The organism is Streptomyces abyssalis (assembly GCF_001751365.1).
GTDB classification, from domain to species: Bacteria; Actinomycetota; Actinomycetes; order Streptomycetales; family Streptomycetaceae; genus Streptomyces; species Streptomyces abyssalis.
On the sequence record NZ_LJGT01000040.1, the window covers coordinates 682,021 to 702,347 of the forward strand.

Here is a 20,327-nt window from a genome sequence, read left to right on the forward strand (position 1 = left end):
TCGCGGCCCTGGTGTGAGCAGCCTGACATCTACCGACGAATAATTCGGTTTGTCAATTGTCAGCGGCTGTCATTAGTGTCGCGCTCATGAGCTCCCAGACCAGCACAGCCACGGGCCGGACGCCGGAGCCGCCCGGTCCGAGTGACCCAGGCATACCAGGCGTATCAGGCGCACCGGAGCCCCGCTCAGGGGTCCGCGGCCACCCATGGCTGACCCTCGTCACCGTGGCGTTCGGCATCACGATGGTCGCCCTCGACGGCACCATCGTCGCCATTGCCAACCCCGCCATCCAGAAGGACCTCGGAGCGTCACTCGCCGACGTCCAGTGGATCACCAACGGATATCTGCTCGCCCTCGCCGTCGCCCTGATCACCGCGGGCAAGCTCGGTGACCGGTTCGGACACCGCCAGACCTTCCTTGTCGGCGTCGTCGGCTTCGCCGCGGCCTCCGGCGCGATCGGCCTGGGCGGCAGCGTCTCGCTCGTCGTCGCCTTCCGCGTGCTGCAGGGCCTCTTCGGCGCCCTGCTGATGCCCGCGGCACTCGGCCTGCTGCGTGCCTCGTTCCCCGCCGAGAAGCTCAACACGGCGATCGGCGTCTGGGGCGCGGTCATCGGCGCCTCGACGGCCGCGGGTCCCATCGTCGGCGGTCTCCTGGTGGAGAAGGTCAACTGGGAGTCGGTCTTCTTCATCAACATCCCGGTCGCTCTCGTGGCGCTGCTGATGGGTCTGGTGATCCTCCGCGACCACCGTGCGGAGAAGGCACCCCGCTCCTTCGACGTACCGGGCATCGTGCTGCTGTCCGGCGCGATGTTCTGCCTGATCTGGGCCCTGATCAAGGCGCCGTCCTGGGGCTGGAGCGACCCGGCGACGCTGGTCTTCCTCGGCGGTTCGCTCCTCGCCTTCCTCGTCTTCGGACTCTGGGAGACCAAGGCGAAGGAGCCGCTGGTTCCGCTGAGCATGTTCCGCTCGGTTCCGCTCACCGCCGGCACCGTGCTGATGGTGCTGATGGCCTTCGGCTTCATGGGCGGCATCTTCTTCGTCACCTTCTACCTGCAGAACGTGCACGGGATGTCGCCCGTGGACAGCGGGATCCGGCTGCTGCCGCTGACCGCGATGATGATCGTGGCCTCGCCGCTCGCGGGCTGGCTGATCTCCAAGGCCGGGCCGCGCGGGCCGCTCGTCGGAGCGATGTTCGTCGCGGCGATCGCGATGTTCGGCCTCTCCACCTTGGATTCGGACAGCAGCTTCGCCGTCACCTCGCTCTGGTTCGCGCTGCTGGGTCTCGGCCTCGCACCGGTGATGGTCGGTGCCACCGACGTCATCGTCGGCAACGCGCCGCTGGAGCACTCCGGTGTCGCGGGCGGACTCCAGCAGGCGGCCATGCAGGTGGGCGGCAGCCTCGGTACGGCGGTACTCGGCGTCGTCATGGCCACCAGGGTCGACACGACGCTGCCGGAGAAGTGGGCGGACGCGAAGCTTCCGCCGCTCCCGCCCGGCCAGGAGGACAAGCTCAAGGGCGCCGCCGAGGTCGGCGTCGCCCCGCCGGCGCCCACGGGCACGCCCGCGCAGATCGCCGAGGCCATGAAGAGCGTCGTGCACGACTCCTTCATCTCGGGGATGGGTCTGGCCTTCATGTGCGCGGGCGTCGTCGCGGTGTTCGCGTCCGGGGTCGCCTTCTTCACCAAGCGCGGCACGAGCGACGCGGGCCCGTCCGTGCACGTCTGACGACGCCGCGGGTGTGAACCGGGGGCGGACGGTCCGGCCGTCCGCCCCCGAGGTGTGTCCGGCACCGGGCCGGGGAGCCAGTAGCCAGTCGGCCTGTGGACAACTCCGCCACCTGTACCGGTGAAAAGGACGGCTCCCGCTTGGCGCCGCCGTGAGCTCCGTACATGCTGGTCACGACGCCGGGCGGCCGAGCCCGGGCGGGTATCGGGGGAAGTGATCAGCATGCGTGGATGCGGGCGAAGTGTGTCCGGGCGGGGCGCCGGGCCGTTCCGGCGGCGGGGGTTCCCGGCGAGGGGCGTAGTGGCGGCGCTGGCGCTGGGGGCGGTGACCGCGGGGAGCGGCGCCCTGCCGCAGCCGGCGGCTGCTGCCGTGCCCGGGCCGAGGCTCGGTGAGTGCGCTGCCGGGGAGGTCTGTCTGTGGCCGGAGTCCCGCTTCCGGGGCGAGCGCCGTACGTACGAGCTGAAGGGCGTCTCCATCGGCCGCTGCCTGCGGCTTCCCGGGAGCGCGGGTGCGCGGTCCTTCGCCAACCGCACGGGCCGTCCCGTCACCGTCTACGAGAGCGGTGAGTGCGCGGAGACCGCCGAGTTCCACACACACCCCTCGGGATCGTGGACACCGGAAGGTGCGTACAGGGTGCGGGCGTTCAAGGTCTGGGAGCGCTGATGCCCTGCAGCCTGGCCGCGCGGGTGCGCCGTGCCTTGCGGGGCCTCGTCGCCTTGCGGGGGCTCGCAAGGCTGATGCGGCGCGCGGCCGCGCCGCCGCCGGGGCCGCCGCGGTCTGCGGGGCCCCGGAAGGGCACGGCCGGTCAGCGGGGGCTAGGCGTCGCCGCCGGCAGCACCCGGGTCCGCGGCCGCCACATCCAGCAGCTGGTAGCGGTCGAGCGCCTGCTTCAGCGCCGAGCGGTCGATCTTCCCCTCCCGTGCCAGCTCCGTGAGCACGGCGAGCACGATCGACTGCGCGTCGATGTGGAAGAAGCGCCTGGCAGCGCCACGCGTATCGGCGAAGCCGAAACCGTCGGCTCCGAGGGACTGGTAGGTGCCGGGCACCCAGCGGGCGATCTGGTCCGGCACGGACCGCATCCAGTCGGAGACGGCCACCTTCGGCCCGTCGGCGCTCTGCAGCTTCCGCGTCACGTACGGGACGCGCTGGTCCTCCTCGGGGTGGAGCAGATTGTGCTCCTCGGCGTCCACCGCCTCGCGGCGCAGCTCGTTCCAGGAGGTCGCCGACCAGACGTCCGCCTTGACGTTCCACTCGTCGGCGAGGATCTCCTGCGCCTCCAGAGCCCACGGCATCGCCACACCCGAGGCGAGGATCTGCGCGGGGATCGTCCCCTTCTCGCCCGTCCGGTAGCGGTAGAGGCCCCGGACGATGCCCTCGGCGTCCACGTTCTCCGGCTCGGCGGGCTGCCGGATGGGCTCGTTGTAGACGGTGAGGTAGTAGAAGACGTCCTCGCCCTGCGGGTGTTCGGGGCTGGAGCCGTACATCCGCTGGAGACCGTCCTTGACGATGTGCGCGATCTCGAAGCCGAAGGCCGGGTCGTAGGAGACCGCGGCCGGGTTGGTCGACGCCAGCAACTGCGAGTGCCCGTCCGCGTGCTGCAGGCCCTCGCCGGTCAGCGTCGTACGGCCGGCGGTCGCGCCCAGCACAAAGCCGCGCGACAGCTGGTCGGCCATCTGCCAGAACTGGTCGCCGGTCCGCTGGAATCCGAACATCGAGTAGAAGACGTAGATCGGGATCAGCGGCTCGCCGTGCGTGGCGTAAGCCGAGCCGGCGGCCGTCGCGGCGGCGGTGCAGCCCGCCTCCGTGATGCCGTCGTGCAGCATCTGACCGGTCGGCGACTCCTTGTAGGCCAGCAGCAGTTCACGGTCCACGGACTCGTAGCTCTGCCCCAGCGGGTTGTAGATCTTGGCCGAGGGAAAGAAGGAGTCCATTCCGAACGTGCGGTATTCGTCGGGCGCGATCGGAACGAAGCGCTTGCCGATCTCCTTGTCCCGCATGAGGTCCTTCAGCAGCCGTACGAAGGCCATGGTGGTGGCGATCTGCTGCTGGCCGGACCCCTTCTTCACCGCCGCGTACGCCTTGTCGCCGGGCAGCTTCAGCGGCTTGGAGCGGTTCACCCGCGTCGGGACGTAGCCGCCCAGCTCATGGCGCCGGTCGTGCATGTACTGGATCTCTTCGGAATCCCTGCCCGGGTGGAAATACGGCGGGGCGCCGGACTCCAGCTCCTTGTCGGGGATCGGCAGGCGCAGCCGGTCGCGGAAGCCCTTGAGATCGTCGATCGTCAGCTTCTTCATCTGGTGCGTGGCGTTGCGGCCTTCGAAGTTCGGCCCCAGCGTCCAGCCCTTGATGGTCTGCGCGAGGATCACGGTCGGCTGGCCCTGGTGCTCCTTGGCCGCCTTGTAAGCCGCGAACACCTTGCGGTGGTCGTGCCCGCCGCGCCCCAGGTGCAGGAGCTGGTCGTCCGTCATGTTCTCCGCCATCGCCCGCAGCCGCTGGTCACCTCCGAAGAAGTGGTCGCGGATGTAGGCACCGCTCTCGGTGGCGTATGTCTGGAACTGGCCGTCGGGCGTGGTGTTGAGCTTGTTGACCAGCACACCGTCGCGATCCTGGGCCAGCAGCGGGTCCCAGGAGCGGTCCCAGACCAGCTTGATCACGTTCCAGCCGGCGCCGCGGAAGTACGACTCCAGCTCCTGGATGATCTTCCCGTTGCCGCGCACGGGTCCGTCGAGCCGCTGCAGGTTGCAGTTGATGACGAAGGTGAGGTTGTCCAGCCCCTCCCGGGCTGCCAGCGAGAGCTGGCCCAGCGACTCCGGCTCGTCCATCTCGCCGTCGCCGAGGAAGGCCCACACATGCGACTTGGAGGTGTCGGCGATGCCGCGGGCCTCCATGTAGCGGTTCATCCTGGCCTGATAGATCGCGCCGACCGGGCCGAGGCCCATCGAGACGGTCGGGAACTCCCAGAAGTCCGGCATGGACCGCGGGTGCGGATAGCTGGAGAGCCCGTTGGGCGCCTTGCTCTTTTCCTGCCGGAAGCCGTCCAGCTGTGCCTCGGAGAGGCGGTCGAGCAGGAAGGCACGCGCATAGATGCCCGGGGATGCATGGCCCTGGAAGAAGACCTGGTCGCCGCCGTCCCCCTCGTCCTTGCCGCGGAAGAAGTGGTTGAAGCCGACGTCGTAGAGGGAGGCGGACGAGGCGAAGGTGGCGATGTGTCCGCCCACCCCGATGCCGGGACGCTGCGCACGGGAGACCATCACCGCGGCGTTCCAGCGGGTCGCGTTGAGGACCTTGCGCTCGACCTCCTCGTTACCGGGGAAGAACGGCTCGTCCCGCGTGGCGATGGTGTTGACGTAGTCCGTGCTGCGCATCTCCGGTACGGCGACGCGCTTCTCGCGCGCCCGCTCGATGAGCCTGAGCATGAGATAGCGGGCACGTCCCCGGCCGCGCTCGTCGACGGCGGCGTCGAGCGAGTCGAGCCATTCCTGGGTCTCCTCGGGATCAAAGTCCGGGACCTGGCTGGGAAGGCCGCCAATGATGATCGGGTTGCGATCGGATCCGGAAGCCACGCTGTTCCTTCGCTGTTCGTGATCGGTCTGCATGGTGTCGCGCCGCCTCCATCGTGTACCGCCGCTGCGTCCACGTCACCTCTACTGCGGGGTAACCCGGCTCGGACTCACAACGCCTCGATAAGAGGGGTCAAACGGGGCGGCCGAATTGCCACCCTACGCCCGGCGCGGAGGCACCGTGCAGCGGCTGGTGCAGTCGGTATGGAAGGGGTGCAACCGGTACGTATCGCACCGGTCGCTGTGGCGTGAATCACTGCCCATCGGGCATTGTGGGGCGACACGTCAACGTTTGGGCGGGATGGATGGTGGGGTACTTGCGCGATCCGTCCTGCCCGTGTGGACTACGGCCAATGCCTCGCGTGCGCGCGGGGCACAAGGCAGATTCCAGCAAGAGACAGGAGGCAATCCGTGAGCGCGACCGCGGACCACGCGGAGGAGCGGACCAACCCCGCCGCAAGGCTGGGTTTCCAGCCCGGACAGGTGGTCCAGGAGCTCGGTTACGACGACGACGTCGAGCAGGCACTCCGTGAGGGAATCGAGGCCATCACGGGTACGGAGCTCGTCGACGAGGACCATGACGACGTGGCCGACGCCGTGATGCTGTGGTTCCGCGAGGAGGACGGCGACCTGACGGACGCGCTGGTGGATGCCACCACGATGATCGACGCGGGTTCTCCGGTCTGGCTGCTGACGCCCAAGACGGGCCGCGACGGCTACGTCGAGCCGAGCGAGATCGGCGAGGCGGCTCAGACCGCCGGGCTCGCACAGACCAGCACCGTGAACGCGGGCAAGGACTGGAGCGGCAGCCGTCTCGTCACCCCCAAGACCGCCCGTACGGGCAAGCGCTAGCTTGGGGCTCCCCCGGGTGTAGCCCGAGGGGAAGGGCCTCCCCATGGCGCAGCCTTAGCGCACGGGGGAGACCCCCCGACGCAGGCCAGGGTTCGACGAGAAGCTCCGGCGAGCAGTGAAGAAGACCAAGATCCGGGCCCCCGGCAGCGAGCCTGCCGGGGGCCCGGCGTCGTTCCGGGGGCCGGAGTGAAAGACTGCGCCGACGTCCTGTACGACGGTGTTCGCCCTCCCGTCCAGTGCCGGGCGGGCCTGGGCGCACATGTCGTGCCCACGGATCGTATCCACGACTCACCGTCACCACGACAGATCGTCTCCACCACAGACCGTCACTACGACAGACCGTCACCACGACAGATCGTCCCCACGGAAAGGACTCTTCTTCCATGGCAATCGAGGTCGGCACCAAGGCACCGGACTTCACGCTGAAGAGTCAGCACGGCGAAGCGGTCTCACTCTCCGACTTCCGCGGCAGGAAGAACGTCGTTCTGCTCTTCTACCCCTTCGCGTTCACCGGGATCTGCACAGGCGAACTGTGCGCACTGCGCGACGAACTTCCCTCCTTCGTCAACGACGACGTACAGCTTCTCGCCGTGTCCAACGACTCGCCTTTCGCGCTGCGCGTCTTCTCCGACCAGGAGGGCCTTGAGTACCCGCTCCTCTCGGACTTCTGGCCGCACGGTGAGGCCTCCCGCGCCTTCGGGGTCTTCGACGACGAGAAGGGCTGCGCCGTGCGCGGCACCTTCGTCATCGACACCGAGGGCGTCGTGCGCTGGAGGGTCGTCAACGCGATCCCGGAGGCCCGCGATCTGAACGAGTACGTCAAGGCGCTCGAAACCCTCTGAGTGAAGCCCTGTGAGCGGGGGGAACCGCTCACTAGGATCGATTCGTTGATCCGGCAGCAACCCGAATAGGCATGCGGGGGCACGTACAGGGTGCTCCTTCGAACAGACACCTGGAGGACTCGTGGGAGTCAGCCTCAGCAAGGGCGGCAACGTCTCGCTGACCAAGGAGGCCCCGAACCTGACAGCTGTGATCGTCGGCCTGGGCTGGGATGCCCGTACGACCACAGGCTCGGACTTCGACCTCGACGCCAGCGCACTTCTTGCGAACGCCGAGGGCAAGGTCGGCAAGGACCAGAATTTCGTCTTCTTCAACAACCTCAAGAGCCCCGACGGCTCCGTCGAGCACACCGGCGACAACCTCACCGGTGAGGGCGAGGGCGACGACGAGGTCATCAAGGTCAATCTGGCGGGTGTCCCTGCCGACGTGGAGAAGATCGTCTTCCCGGTCTCCATCTACGAGGCGGAGAGCCGCCAGCAGAGCTTCGGCCAGGTCCGCAACGCGTTCATCCGCGTCGTCAACCAGGCCGACAACAACGAACTGGCGCGCTACGACCTCTCCGAGGACGCCTCCACGGAGACGGCCATGGTCTTCGGTGAGCTCTACAGGCACGGCGCGGAGTGGAAGTTCCGTGCCATCGGCCAGGGATACGCGTCGGGACTGCGCGGCATCGCGCAGGACTTCGGGGTCAACGTCTGACCGATCCCGGCAACCGCCGGCGCCGCAGACTTCCGTGATCCGGAGGTGTGCGGCGCCTGGTGATGTCGGGAGACTGGGGTGCATCAACACCGGGGAGAGGATCAGAACATGGGCGTTACGCTCGCCAAGGGGGGAAATGTCTCCCTCTCTAAGGCCGCACCGAATCTGACCCAGGTCCGGGTCGGGCTGGGCTGGCAGGCCCGGTCGACCACCGGAGCCGCATTCGACCTGGACGCCAGCGCGCTGTTGTGTGCGAACAGCCGGGTCCTCGGCGACGACTACTTCGTCTTCTACAACAACCTCAAGAGCCCCGACGGCTCGGTCGAGCACACCGGTGACGAACTGGTCGGCGGCACGGGAGGAGAGGACGACGACGAGACGGTTCTGGTCGACCTGACCCTCGTCCCCGCCAACGTCGACAAGATCGTCTTCCCGGTCTCCATCCACGACGCCGAGCCCCGCCGGCAGACCTTCGGCCAGGTCACCGACGCATACATCCGTGTCCTGAACCAGGAGGACGGCCAGGAGCTGGCGCGCTACGACCTCTCCGAGGACGCCTCCTCGGAGACCGCGATGATCTTCGGTGAGCTGTACCGGCGCGGGAGCGAATGGAAGTTCCGGGCCGTTGGGCAGGGGTACGCCTCAGGCCTCCGAGGCATCGCTCTAGACTTCGGGGTCAACGTTTCGTAAGCCAAGGTCAATAGCACGTAAAGCGATTGGGTAGCCCAGTGGTTCTGAAAACTTTCGGCTGGTCTTTCGGCGTCACCGCCGCAGGACTTGCCCTTGCCGCGTTCCTCTGGGGGTGGGAGGGCTTCGCCGTCGTGGCGATCCTGTCAGTCCTGGAGATCTCGCTGTCCTTCGACAACGCGGTCGTCAACGCCGGTGTGCTGAAGAAGCTCAACCAGTTCTGGCAGAAGATCTTCCTGACCATCGGCATCCTCATCGCGGTGTTCGGGATGAGGCTGGTCTTCCCGGTCGTCATCGTGGCCATCAGCGCCAAGATCGGTCCCATCGAGGCCGTTCAGCTGGCGCTCGACGACCCTGGCAAATACCAGGAACTCGTCACCGACGCCCACCCCGCCATCGCGGCGTTCGGCGGGATGTTCCTGCTGATGATCTTCCTGGACTTCATCTTCGAGGACCGGGAGTACAAGTGGCTGGCCTGGCTGGAGCGGCCTCTGGCGCGGCTCGGCAAGGTCGACATGCTCTCCGTCTGCATCGCGCTGATCGTGCTGATGATCTCCGCGATGACCTTCGCCGTCGAGGCGCACCAGCACGGCGGCACTCACGCCGACAAGTCGGCCACCGTTCTGCTGTCGGGGGTCGCCGGCCTCATCACGTATCTCCTCGTCGGCGGTCTCTCGGGCCACTTCGAGAACAAGCTCGAAGAGGAGGAGGAACGGGAGCACGAGGAGGAGGAGAAAGCCAAGAAGGAGGGCAAGGACCCGACCCTCGTCGGTATGGCCGGCAAGGCCGCGTTCTTCATGTTCCTCTACCTCGAAGTCCTCGATGCCTCCTTCTCCTTCGACGGCGTCATCGGCGCCTTCGCCATCACCAACCACATCTTCTGGATGGCGCTCGGCCTCGGCATCGGCGCGATGTACGTCCGTTCCCTCACGGTCTACCTCGTCCGGCAGGGCACCCTCGACGACTACGTGTACCTGGAGCACGGCGCGCACTACGCGATCGGTGCGCTGGCGGTGATCCTGCTCGTCACCATCAAGTACGAGATCAACGAGATCATCACCGGCCTGATCGGTGTCGCGCTGATCGCCGCGTCCTTCTGGTCCTCGGTACGGCGCAACCAGCGCATCGCGGCGTCCGAAGGCAGCGGGGGCGGCGGCGGGGAGGACGAGTCCGCCGGCCGGGAGGTCGGAACCAAGGCGTGAGACCCGTGTGATCCCGGAAGATGCGGCGGGCCCGCGTCTTCGGGTGTCACGGAGGCCTGTTTGCGGAACGCTCTTGACGGGGCGGCTCCGAGTCCCGACTCGGAGCCGCCCCGCAGCAGTTGGAGTTCGAGTGGGGGTGCGGAATGGTCTCCCTTTGGGAGAACTGGCGCAGCAGCGCCGGGATGCGGCGGCGCGGTCCGAAGTTCGACACGGTAGGGGGGCCGTCGTCCTACGCGGTCGAGCTGACCAAGCGCCACTCGTCGCTGTCGCTCACCGAACAGGGGGCGGACAACGGCAGTTTGCGGGTCAACCTCTCCTGGCGTATGCGCTCTTCGGACTTCGACGGCAGAACGGGCCGCCGCGGCTCGCTCAGGCATCCGCTCCAGGCGCTGAAGCCGCAGGTCGTACAGGCCCACACGCAAGGCGTCGTCAACGTCGACCTCGACCTTGCCTGCATGTACGAACTGGCCGACGGCAGCAAGGGAGTCGTGCAGCCGCTGGGCAACTTCCTCGGCGACTGGAACTCCCCGCCGTTCGTGAAGCTCACGGGTGACGACCGCTTCGGCTCCCCGTCCGGCGAGACGATCTACGTGAATCTCGACCACAAGGACGACATCAAGCGGCTGCTCTTCTTCGTCTACATCTACGACGGGACCCCGGCCTTCGACCGTACGCACGCGATCCTCTCGCTCTTCCCGAGCAACGGCGGAAGCGTCGAGGTCGCCCTCGACCAGCGGGCTCCGCAGGCGCGTTCGTGCGCGGTGCTCCTCATGCAGCACGAGAAGGACCAGTTGATGGTCCGCCGCCAGGTGCGTTACGTCTACGGCTTCCAGTCCGAGCTGGACCGGCTCTACGGCTGGGGGCTGCAGTGGGGCCGCGGCTACAAGGCCGGCAAGGCCTGATCCGGAAGCGGAACCGTGCCGGTGTCCGGTCCGGCGACCGTGACCGTGACCGCGCCGGGGGCGTGGCGGGTGGCCGTGGACCGGCGCCGGTCACGTCACCGGTTCTGGAACTGGGGCCCCTGAGGCGGCAGCGCGAAGTCCGGGTCGGGCTGGGGGTAGCCGTAGGCGGGCTGCGGATACCCGTACGCGGGCCGGGTGGCGGGCGGTTGCTGCGGCGGCTGCGGATAGGCGTAGCCGGGCTGTGCCGGTGCCGCCGGGCCGGGCCCGGTCGCCGCGATGGGCGACGGCGCGCCCGCCGCGGGCCCGGGAGCGGGAGCCGCGATGGGGAAGTCCTCCGGCTCGGAGGCACGCCGCGAGCTGTCGAAGGCCGGTACGGTCGCCGCGTCCGGCGTGGGAGCCGGCGTGGGACCCGGACCCGGCGTCTGAGCCGGAACCGAAGGGGCGGGCTGTTCCCGCACGGTGGACCCCGGACCGGTTCCTGTGGAGGCTCCGGGCCGGGAGCCGGAATCCGGGCCCGGTTCCTCCACTGTGATTCCGTACTGGGTGGCCAGGCCCACCAGCCCCGTGTCGTAACCCTGGCCGAGCGCGCGGAACTTCCAGCCGGTGCCGCGCCTGTACAGCTCGCCGCAGATCATCGCCGTCTCGGCGCCCGTCTCCGGCTCGATGTCGAACTGCAGCAGGGGCTCTCCGGCCGCCTCGCCGCCCGAGTACAGCAGGAGCCGCAGCCGCTGTACGTCGGCGAAGGTGCCGCCGTCCGTGGAGGCGGCCAGCAGCACCCGGTCCACCTGACCGGCGACAGAGCCCAGATCGGCCTCGACCGATTCGCGCATCCCGTCCTGCTCCTGCGTCTGTGCCACGTGGCGCACCGCGCCGGACGGATGCAGCGGCTGGTTGTAGAAGACGAAGTCCTCGTCGGAACCGACCCGTCCGCCCTCGCCGAGGAGCAGCGCCGAAGCGTCGACGTCAGGCACCCCTGGACCGGGGGCCCAGCACAGGACGGCGCGTACCGCCACAGTCTCCAGCTGAACGTTCGAGCCCTTCACCATGGCGTGCGTCATGGGCTCATCCTGCCTTCCGCCCATGCGCCGCGACAACGCGGGGAGCCGGTGGCGGACGGGGTGTGTACGGGTCGGTAATACATTTTTCATCCCCGATTGGAACCATTGGACCCCTCCCGTACGTACGATGAGCGGCCGCTTCTCGCCGCCGGACGGAACGGCGGGCGGGCGGGCGGCTCACGACCGACAGCGGCGCGTCGGACACGCCGGATGCCGCGGAAGGGGAAACGGGGTCACGCATGCGGCATTTCGGTCAGCTACCGCCCCGGGTGCGGCGCGGGCTCTTCCAGCACGAGCCCGCCGAGTTCACCGCGGAGTCCGCGGGACGCACGCTCTCCACCGCCCTCGGTGCCACCCTCTACTGCCCCGCCACGCGCACGTCCCTCGCCGCCGACGTGGTCAAACAGGCCCGGCGGGGCGTGGTTTCCATGGTGCTGTGCCTTGAGGACTCGATCGGTGACGCGGACGTGCCGGCGGCCGAGTCCAATCTCGTGGAGCAGCTCGTACGGCTCCAGCGGCTTGTTCGCGGCGCGGACGGCGGGACGGGTGGCGCGGGCGACGGAGCAGGCGCCGGCTGGCGGGAGCAGGACGTCCCGCTGCTGTTCGTACGGGTGCGGGAGCCGGAGCAGATCGTCGATCTGGTGGCGCGGCTGGGACCCGCCGCCGGGCTGCTGTCGGGGTTCGTGCTGCCCAAGTTCACCGAGGAGCGCGGCATCCCGTTCCTGGAGGCACTGGCGGAGGCCGAAGCCGCCGCGGGGCGGCGGCTGTTCGCGATGCCCGTACTGGAGTCGCCGGAGCTGCTGCACCTGGAAACCCGCGCCGGGACGCTGGCCGGGATCGCGCGTGCCGTCGACAAGTACCGCGAGCGGGTCCTCGCACTGCGGCTGGGCGTGACGGACTTCTGCTCCGCCTACGGGCTGCGCCGTACGCCCGAGATGACCGCCTACGACGTCCAGCTCGTCGCCTCCGTGATCGGTGACGTGGTCAACATGCTGGGCCGGGTCGACGGCACCGGCTACACGGTCACGGGACCGGTGTGGGAGTACTTCCGGCTCCAGGAGAGGATGTTCAAGCCCCAGCTGCGGCAGAGCATCTTCACCGGACGCGCCGAGGAGCTGCGTACGGCACTCATCGACGACGACATGGACGGACTGCTGCGGGAGATCGAACTGGACCGGGCCAACGGCTTGCAGGGCAAGACCTGCATCCACCCCTCGCATGTGCTGCCGGTGCACGCGTTGTCCGTGGTGAGCCTGGAGGAGTACAGCGACGCCACGGACATCCTGCGGCCCGAGCGCAGCGGAGGCGGTGTTGTGCGTTCCGCGTACACGAACAAGATGAACGAGGTGAAGCCGCACCGCGCGTGGGCCGAGCGGACGCTGCTGCGCGCGGAGCTGTTCGGCGTGGCACGCGAGGGCGTCGGCTTCGTCGACCTGCTGGCGGCGGGGGCGCGGGCGGACGGGAAGCCGACGGGAGAGGGACGGGCGACGGGATGAGCGACGCGGCGAGGGAGCCGGCCAACGGCGCGAGGCGTGACCTGGCGGGGGAGCCGGCGAGCGGTGCTGCAGCGCACGTCCACGCCGCCGGAGGCCCGGCGGGCGGTGGCGAAGGCGGCGGCGACGGCGACGGCGGCGAGGCGGTGTGGTCCGGCGAGTGGGTCGCCGGGCGGCTGGACGTCGTGCTCAGCGGCGACGGCCTCCGGGAGCTGCTGGGCCTCGCCCTGCGCCGCAACCCCAAGCGTGCGCATCTCCTCGTGTCGAGCGTGCTGGGCAAGCACGTACCGGAGCGGCCCGGCACCGTCCACGGCGTCGGCCTGCGGCTGGGCCGGCGGGTCCGTGCGCTGCTGGGCGACGCGCTCGCCGAGCGTGCGGTGGTGCTCGGTTACGCGGAGACGGCCACGGGGCTCGGGCACAGCGTCGCCGACGGCATCGGCGGCGTCACCTGTCTGCATTCGACCCGGCGCGAGGTGCCGGGGGTGGCCACGGCCGGAGGGTTCGAGGAGGAACACAGCCACGCCACGTCCCATCTGCTGCTTCCCGAGGAGCCCGGACTGCTGGCCGGGGACGGGCCGCTGGTGCTCGTCGACGACGAGTTCTCCACCGGCCGGACCGTGCGGAACACCATCGCGGCGCTGCACCGGCGGCATCCGCGCCAGCGGTACGTCGTGGTGGCGCTCACCGACATGCGTTCGGCGGACGACGCGGCGGCCCTGGAGAAGTTCGCGGCCGAACTCGGCGCGCGCGTCGACGTGGTGGCGCTCGGGAGCGGCCGTGTCTCGCTCCCGGACGACGTGCTGGAGCGCGGGCAGCGGCTCGTGGCGGAGGCCACGGCCGAGGCGGCTGCCGAAGCAGCGGCGGCTGCGGACACGGCCGTTGAGCCGGACGACGCGGGGGACCGTGGCTCACCGCTTCCGGCGCGGGCGGGTCGCGCCCACCCGGCCGTGACCGTGGACCTCGGCTGGCCGCTGCGGCTCCCGGACGGTGGGCGGCACGGCTTCACAGCCGCGCACCGTGCGCGTCTGGACGCGGCACTGCCCGGCATGGCCGGACGGCTGGCCTCCGCGCTGGCCGGGTCCGGCACACTCCCCGCCGGGACGGAGGCGCCCGAAGGCGACCGCCGTACGCCGCGCGTACTGGTGCTGGGCTGCGAGGAGTTGATGTACGCGCCGCTGCGCCTCGGCGTTGCCCTGGAGGAGCGGCTCGGCAAGGCGGCGGAGGTGCGCTTCTCCACCACGACGCGCTCACCGGTGCTCGCGCTCGACGACCCGGCCTACGCGGTCCGTACGTGCATCTCCTTCCCAGCACACGAACCCACCGGCCAGGACCTGGCGGAGCAGGCAGCCCGGGAGGCCGAAGCGGCCGATGCGGCCGATGCCGCGGATGGGGCCGATGCGGCCGAACGGCCCGCCGGACGAGCGGGGGAGACGGGAGGCGATCTGCGCTACGCCTACAACGTCGCGCCCGGCAGCGATCCCCGGCGCCGCTTCGACGCCGTCGTCGTCGTCACCGACTCGGCCGCCGACACCCCGGCGCTGCACGCACCCGGCGGTCTCCTGGACCGGCTGCGCTCCCACACGGACAGCGTGCTGCTCGCGGTCGTACCGTCCTACCGTCCGCTGCAGGCGCCGCTGCGTGGCCCGGACTTCTCCTCGTACGCACCGGACGAGGTCGGCTGGCTGCTGCAGGACCTGTCCGACACGCGGCTGGAGGCGCCGACCGAGGAGCGCGAGGAGGCGATCCAGAGCGGCGGGGCGCACTACGCGGAGTCCCTGCCCGTCGAATACCAGCCCAGCGCGGAGTACGAGCGGCTCTTCCACGGCGCCCTGGAGGCTTCGTCCGTACGCGTCGCACGAGCGGTCGGCACCGTCACCGAGACCGTGCTCGCGGAACGTGCCGCGCGCGGGACGGGACGCCCCGTGCTGGTCTCGCTCGCGCGAGCGGGCACGCCCGTCGGCGTGCTGATGCGGCGCTGGGCGCAGCGGACACACGGCCTCGCGCTGCCGCACTACGCGGTGTCCATCGTGCGCGGACGCGGCATCGACGCCAACGCCCTGCGCTGGATCGCCTCCCACCACGACCCGGCCGACGTCGTCTTCGTCGACGGCTGGACGGGCAAGGGCGCCATCACCCGCGAACTCGCCGAAGCCCTCGCTCCGTTCGGGGAGTTCGACCCTGAGATCGCGGTGCTGGCCGATCCGGGCGGCTGCGTGCGTACGTACGGCACGCGCGAGGACTTCCTCATACCCTCCGCATGCCTCAACTCCACGGTCTCCGGGCTGATTTCGCGCACCGTGCTCCGTGCGGACCTCGTCGGCCCGCAGGACTACCACGGTGCGAAGCACTACCGCGGTCTCGCCGGCGCGGACGTCTCCGGCCGCTTCCTCGACACGGTCGCGGCCCGCTTCGACGAGGTCCGCGAGGACGCAGCCGCAGACGCGTCCGCGCTCGTCGCCGCGGACCGCGCTCCGACGTGGGCCGGCTGGCGGGCGGTGGAGCGGATCAGTGAGGAGTACGGCATCGGCGACGTCAATCTCGTCAAACCCGGGGTGGGTGAGACGACGCGTGTGCTTCTGCGCCGGGTGCCGTGGCGGGTGCTGACACGGCGGGGCGCCGGCCGCGACCTGGATCATGTGCGCCTGCTGGCGGAGCAGCGGGGCGTTCCCGTCGAGGAGACGGAAGGACTTCCGTACAGCTGTGTGGGGCTGATCCATCCACGGTTCACGCGAGGGGCCACGGGTGCGGACGGCAGGGCCGCCGGATGACCCGGCCGTCCGGGCGGCCGGACCTCGAAGCGCACACGGAACCGCCCCCGCCGTCCCTGCCGCTCGTCGCCAGCGACCTCGACCGCACACTGATCTACTCGGCGGCGGCCCTCGGGCTGAGCATGCCGGACAGCGAGGCGCCGCGGCTGCTGTGCGTGGAGGTGTACGAGGGCCGGCCGCTGTCGTACATGACGGAGACGGCCGCGGGGATGCTGGCCGAGCTGACGGACCGGTGCGTCTTCGTCCCGACCACCACGAGGACCCGCGAACAGTACCGGCGTGTGCGGCTGCCCGGCGGGCCCGCGCGCTACGCGGTCTGCGCCAACGGCGGCCATCTGCTGGTCGACGGTGAGCCCGACCCGGATTGGAACGCACAGGTACGGCGCGGGCTCGCCGGCTGCGCGCCCCTGGAGGAGGTCTGCGCACATCTGCGCGGGGCGTCCTCGGAGGGCGAGTGGGTGCTCAAACAGCGCGTCGCCGACGAGCTGTTCGCATACCTCGTCGTCGACCGCTCCCGGCTGCCGCAGACGTGGGTGAAGGAGCTGACCGCCTGGGCCGAGCCCCGCGGCTGGACCGTGTCGCTGCAGGGTCGCAAGATCTACGCCGTACCGGGCCCCCTGACGAAGAGCGCGGCCGTCGCCGAGGTCGCCCGGCGCACCGGCGCGACGTACACCTGTGCGGCCGGTGACTCGCTGCTCGACGCGGACATGCTGCTCGCCGCCGACGAGGGCTGGTTTCCGGGCCACGGCGAACTCGCGGGCAGCGGATGGAGCGCCGGGCACATCACCGCGCTGAGCGAGCGCGGCGTCGCCGCAGGCGAGCGGATCGTACGGGAGATGCGCGAGAGGACCGGGACGGCGTCCCGGCCGACGGCACCCGGACCCGGACCGGGAGACGCACCCGGACCCGGAGGCGGAACCGAGGACTGACTCAGGCTTGCGTCAGCCTGCGGAGCGTGGCGTCCAGACCCGCGTCACCGGCCCTTCGTCGGTTGTACGGCAGCTTCGAGAGCACCGCGGCCATGCCGCATGTGTTGCTCAGCGCGGAGAAGACCAGTCCGCCGCCGATCAGGAACGAAAGGACGCGCGCACCCGGAACTGCAAGGTCGAGCAGAATGCCCAGCACGACCAGCGACCCTGCCACGAGCCTGACCTGACGCTCCATCGGCCATACCGCACGTGCGCCCTCCGGACGGTCGAGCGTGTGACCGCCCCGGGCCCAGGCCTGCGTCCCGCCTTCGAGCGACGTCGCCGTGATCCCCTGGCCCGCCAGTCGGCCGCACGCCGTACCGGAACGGGCCCCGGACGCGCAGACGACGACCAGTTCGCCCTTTCCGGTGGCGGCGCCCAGCGCGGTCAGCGCGTCGTCGAGACGGTCGAGCGGAACGTTGTGCGCGCCGGGGATGTGCCCCGAGGCGTACTCCCCGGGAGCGCGGACGTCGATGACGGTGGCGCTGTTCAGCCGTGGTGCGAGTTCGTCGACCGTGAGAGTCGCGGACGGGTCGGTCACAGCGGAGCCTTCCGGTTCGGTTCTGATCATCCTGCTTCAGATCTGACCGGCTCAGCAGTGCCGCGGAGTGAGGTATTCCGGATGTCCGCACGGAATCCCCTCGACTCTGTCCGCCCTCCCGGGCAATTCGCCCATTCGTGTCATACGGCCTGTGGTGCGGTGGCGGGCGGAGACCCGCCGGTCCCGGAACCGCCCACCGCATGCCACGACGCCACCGGCACACGCCACGGGGCCACCGGCACGCGCCGCGTGCGCCCGTGGACGGCCGGCCCGAGGTGCGCCTCGTGGTGCCCGGGCTGACGCTGGAGGCATGTTGACGCTGGGCCATCTGACCGCGGGTTCTCCGCCGCTGCTGCGGTGGGCCAGCACAGGGGACGCGCCCGACGACCCCGGCAGGCTGGTGGAGAGGATCATGCGCTGCGGCCCCGACGGCCCGCCGATCGGTGAACGTACGGAGCGTGTGCTGCTCGTGACGTCCGCCGACAGCGATCTGGAGTGGGTGCGGCTCCGCGCCGAGGACGCGTCGGGCGTGGTGCTCTGCGGCGAGACCGGCGACGGCGACGAGGTGCCCGACTGCGGCCTCGTCCCCGTACTGACGCCCCTGATCCCCGGCGGACCGGTGCGGGTCGCGGAGGCGCTCATGGGAGCACAGGTCGCGGCGCTGCAGGCGGAGGTCCAGCAGGTCGAGACCTACACGAACGTCGCCGCGCACGCGATGGCCGAGGGCGGCGGCCCCGAAGGCGTACTGGAGTGGGTCTCACGTGAGTCCCACGCGGAGGTGCGAGTGGTCGACGGCTACCGGGAGCAGGACTGGCCCCCGGAGGTGTCCCGGCACACCGCTCTGCTGCGGGAGCTGGTACGAGGCCGGGAGGTCGGGCCGGTACGGGGCGCCGCGCAGGGACGTTACGTCGAGGTGTGGCCGGTGGGCATCGGGCCGCCCCACCGGCTGCTGGTCGCCTCCCGTGACAAGCCATGGGGAGGACGCAGCCGGTTCGGCCTGGAACAGGTAGCCGTGATGGTGGCCGGGCTGCTGCGCGAGGAGGACGTGACGGAACGCGAGCGCCGACTCCACTCCGCGGTACAGGCGGCACGGACCTCGGCGTTCCAGTACCTGATGGTGGGCGACGTGACCTCCGCCGGACGAGCCGTGGAACCCCTGGCGCCCGGCCTGATGGCCGCGGGCGTGGTGCAGGTCGCGGTCCTGGAGAAGGCGGCGGAGGAGGACCGCGAGGAGGTCGCGGCGGAGGTCGAGGAGGCGCTGCAGTGGGGACGGGCGCTGACCGTACTCTGCCCGGTCGACGACGCCCAGCTCATCATCATCTGGGACGGTGCGCAGGCCCCCGTCCAGACCGTGCTGGAGCCGGTCGCCGAAGCGGACCCCGACCGTGCCGTGGGGGTCAGCGGCCGCGGGCCCCTGGAACACGCCGCGCGCCTCTACGGTGCGGCCGCGGTGAGCGTGGAGGCGGCTCTGCGCACCCCGGGCGGCGTGGCGGTGCACGACGGACGCCCGCCTCTCGCGGAACTGCTCGACACCTCGGCCCGTGCATGGGCCAGGGAGCTGCTGGCGCCGCTGGAGCAGAACCTCGCCGACGCGGAACGGCGACGGCTGCTGGAGGTGTGCAGCGCGGGAATCCAGATGGGATCGCAGGGCGCCGGACGGCTACTCGGGCTGCACCGCGACACCGTCCTGTCACGGATGGGCGAGCTGACGGGACGGGTGGGCCTGGACCGCGCACTGCTCGGGGACCGGGCGAAGCTGGATCTGGCGATGCGCCTGGCCGACCTGCCGCCGCCGGTACCGGGGGTGGTGCCGGCCGGCGGCGTGCGTCAGGTCCTCGACAACGAAGGCGCCGTCATGTGGGGCAACGGCGTGCTGTCCGGGCTCCCTCCACGTCTGCTGTCGGCCCTGTCCGTATGGGTCGAGCATGAACTCGACCCCGAGGAGACGGCCCGCGAACTGGGCATCTCCCGCGGCAGTCTCGCGAGCTGGCTGCGGGAGGCCGGCACCCTCACACATCTGCCGCTGCGCAAGGACAGGCCGGCAGCCCTCCACGAACTGCTCTGGGCGCTGTACACCTCGGGCCACGTCCGGCCTTCCACCGTCACGGGCAGCGAACGGGAAGCGCGGCGGACCGCCCCGGACGGGACCGCCGAGAAGTCCCCGGAGGAGACCGGCGAGGCCGCGGAGACCGCCGGGACCGCGGAGCAGGCCAGGAGCATCGCCGGACAGCCCCCCACCGACAGGCCGCACCCCGCGCGCGCCTACGACTACTTCCTGGGCGGCCGGACGAACTACGCGGCCGACAGGTCCGCCGCTCAGCAGTCCGTCGAAGCCGCCCCCGCCGTGGCGGTCATGGCCCGCGAGAACCGTGCCTTCATGCTCCGCGCCGTACGCCATCTCGCCGGGCACGCCGGCATACGGCAGTTCCTCGACCTGGGCGCCGGAATCCCGACCGAGCCCAGCCTCCATCAGGTCGCACAGTCCGAAGCCCCCAGCGCACGCGTCGTCTACGTGGACGAGGACCCCGTCGTACACGCACACGCCGAGGCCCTGCTCAGCGGCAGCCCGCTCGGCCGCACCGCGTTTCTGCGGGCAGACGCCACGGACCCCGCCCGCGTCCTCGACTCTCCAGAGGTCCGCGAATCCCTCGACCTGGACCAGCCGGTGTCTCTCTCCCTGGTCGCGCTGCTGCCCTTCGTCACCGACGACCGTGTCGCGTACGAGATGATCCGGGGCTTCACCGATGCGCTGGCGCCCGGGAGCTATCTGACGCTCTCGCACTTCACCGGCGACATCGATCCCGGGGAGGCGGACACGGTCTGCGAGCAGCACCAGAAGCTGACGGGCACCCCGGTGAAGCCCCGTACGTACGACGAAGTTGCGGCGCTGCTCGACGGGTTGGAGCTCGTCGAGCCCGGGATCGTGCTGGTGCACCGCTGGCGCTCGGAACGCTCCGAGGAGGATCTGGCGGAGGACGACGCGCGGGTCGGCTCATACGGGGCGGTCGCCCGCATCCGCTAGGAGCGCGCCGG

General features: G+C 70.4%; 15 protein-coding genes. 12 read left to right on the forward strand and 3 right to left on the reverse strand.

All coding sequences use genetic code 11. The annotated features are described in order from the left end of the window. The first annotated feature begins 86 nt into the window (after nt 1–86). Nucleotides 87–1,724, forward strand: a complete 1,638-nt coding sequence (locus tag AN215_RS17860; RefSeq protein ID WP_079123159.1) for an MFS transporter — start codon at nt 87–89, stop codon at nt 1,722–1,724. Between the two features lie 300 nt (nt 1,725–2,024). Beyond that, entirely contained in the window at nt 2,025–2,387 is a 363-nt protein-coding gene (locus tag AN215_RS17865) for a peptidase inhibitor family I36 protein (RefSeq protein WP_070011726.1), read from the forward strand. 152 nt (nt 2,388–2,539) lie between these two features. Here the strand turns inward: AN215_RS17865 and aceE are convergent, their stop codons facing one another. Next, nucleotides 2,540–5,287, reverse strand: a complete 2,748-nt coding sequence (gene aceE / locus AN215_RS17870) for a pyruvate dehydrogenase (acetyl-transferring), homodimeric type (protein ID WP_070011727.1) — start codon at nt 5,285–5,287, stop codon at nt 2,540–2,542. Between the two features lie 408 nt (nt 5,288–5,695). Here aceE and AN215_RS17875 point away from each other — a divergent pair, with 408 nt between their 5' ends. From AN215_RS17875 to AN215_RS17905, 6 genes are all read left to right on the forward strand, one after another. Further along, a complete protein-coding gene (locus AN215_RS17875) occupies nt 5,696–6,136 on the forward strand; it encodes a DUF3052 domain-containing protein (RefSeq protein ID WP_070011728.1) in 441 nt (146 codons plus the stop codon). Between the two features lie 383 nt (nt 6,137–6,519). Beyond that, nucleotides 6,520–6,978, forward strand: a complete 459-nt coding sequence (locus tag AN215_RS17885; RefSeq protein ID WP_070011729.1) for a peroxiredoxin — start codon at nt 6,520–6,522, stop codon at nt 6,976–6,978. A gap of 121 nt (nt 6,979–7,099) precedes the next feature. Continuing rightward, complete coding sequence (locus AN215_RS17890; protein ID WP_070011730.1) at nt 7,100–7,675, forward strand: TerD family protein; 576 nt, start codon at nt 7,100–7,102, stop codon at nt 7,673–7,675. 108 nt (nt 7,676–7,783) lie between these two features. Beyond that, complete coding sequence (locus AN215_RS17895; protein ID WP_070011731.1) at nt 7,784–8,365, forward strand: TerD family protein; 582 nt, start codon at nt 7,784–7,786, stop codon at nt 8,363–8,365. A gap of 38 nt (nt 8,366–8,403) precedes the next feature. Further along, a complete protein-coding gene (locus AN215_RS17900) occupies nt 8,404–9,564 on the forward strand; it encodes a DUF475 domain-containing protein (RefSeq protein WP_070011732.1) in 1,161 nt (386 codons plus the stop codon). 143 nt (nt 9,565–9,707) lie between these two features. After that, on the forward strand, nt 9,708–10,466 hold the full coding sequence (locus AN215_RS17905; protein ID WP_070011733.1) for a Tellurium resistance: 759 nt from the start codon (nt 9,708–9,710) through the stop codon (nt 10,464–10,466). A gap of 95 nt (nt 10,467–10,561) precedes the next feature. Here the strand turns inward: AN215_RS17905 and AN215_RS17910 are convergent, their stop codons facing one another. After that, the gene (locus AN215_RS17910; RefSeq protein ID WP_070011734.1) at nt 10,562–11,524 is read right to left on the reverse strand and encodes a TerD family protein; all 963 of its coding nucleotides are present in this window, start codon (nt 11,522–11,524) and stop codon (nt 10,562–10,564) included. A gap of 239 nt (nt 11,525–11,763) precedes the next feature. Here AN215_RS17910 and AN215_RS17915 point away from each other — a divergent pair, with 239 nt between their 5' ends. The 3 genes from AN215_RS17915 to AN215_RS17925 all read left to right on the forward strand — a co-directional run bounded on the left by AN215_RS17915 (nt 11,764) and on the right by AN215_RS17925 (nt 16,714). Then, nucleotides 11,764–13,020 (forward strand): HpcH/HpaI aldolase/citrate lyase family protein, encoded by a 1,257-nt coding sequence (locus AN215_RS17915; protein ID WP_070011735.1) that lies wholly within the window; start codon nt 11,764–11,766, stop codon nt 13,018–13,020. Beyond that, complete coding sequence (locus tag AN215_RS17920; protein WP_079123160.1) at nt 13,017–15,785, forward strand: phosphoribosyltransferase; 2,769 nt, start codon at nt 13,017–13,019, stop codon at nt 15,783–15,785. Before AN215_RS17915 ends, AN215_RS17920 begins: the two co-directional genes overlap by 4 nt. A gap of 122 nt (nt 15,786–15,907) precedes the next feature. Next, the gene (locus tag AN215_RS17925; RefSeq protein WP_245694591.1) at nt 15,908–16,714 is read left to right on the forward strand and encodes an HAD family hydrolase; all 807 of its coding nucleotides are present in this window, start codon (nt 15,908–15,910) and stop codon (nt 16,712–16,714) included. 1 nt (nt 16,715) lies between these two features. On the opposite strand, the gene AN215_RS17930 is transcribed toward AN215_RS17925, so the two are convergent. Then, a complete protein-coding gene (locus AN215_RS17930; RefSeq protein WP_171904215.1) occupies nt 16,716–17,324 on the reverse strand; it encodes a rhodanese-like domain-containing protein in 609 nt (202 codons plus the stop codon). A 280-nt stretch (nt 17,325–17,604) separates the two neighbouring features. On the opposite strand from AN215_RS17930, the gene AN215_RS30430 reads away from it, so the two are divergent. Then, entirely contained in the window at nt 17,605–20,316 is a 2,712-nt protein-coding gene (locus AN215_RS30430) for an SAM-dependent methyltransferase (RefSeq protein ID WP_107374391.1), read from the forward strand. Nucleotides 20,317–20,327: the final 11 nt, after the last annotated feature.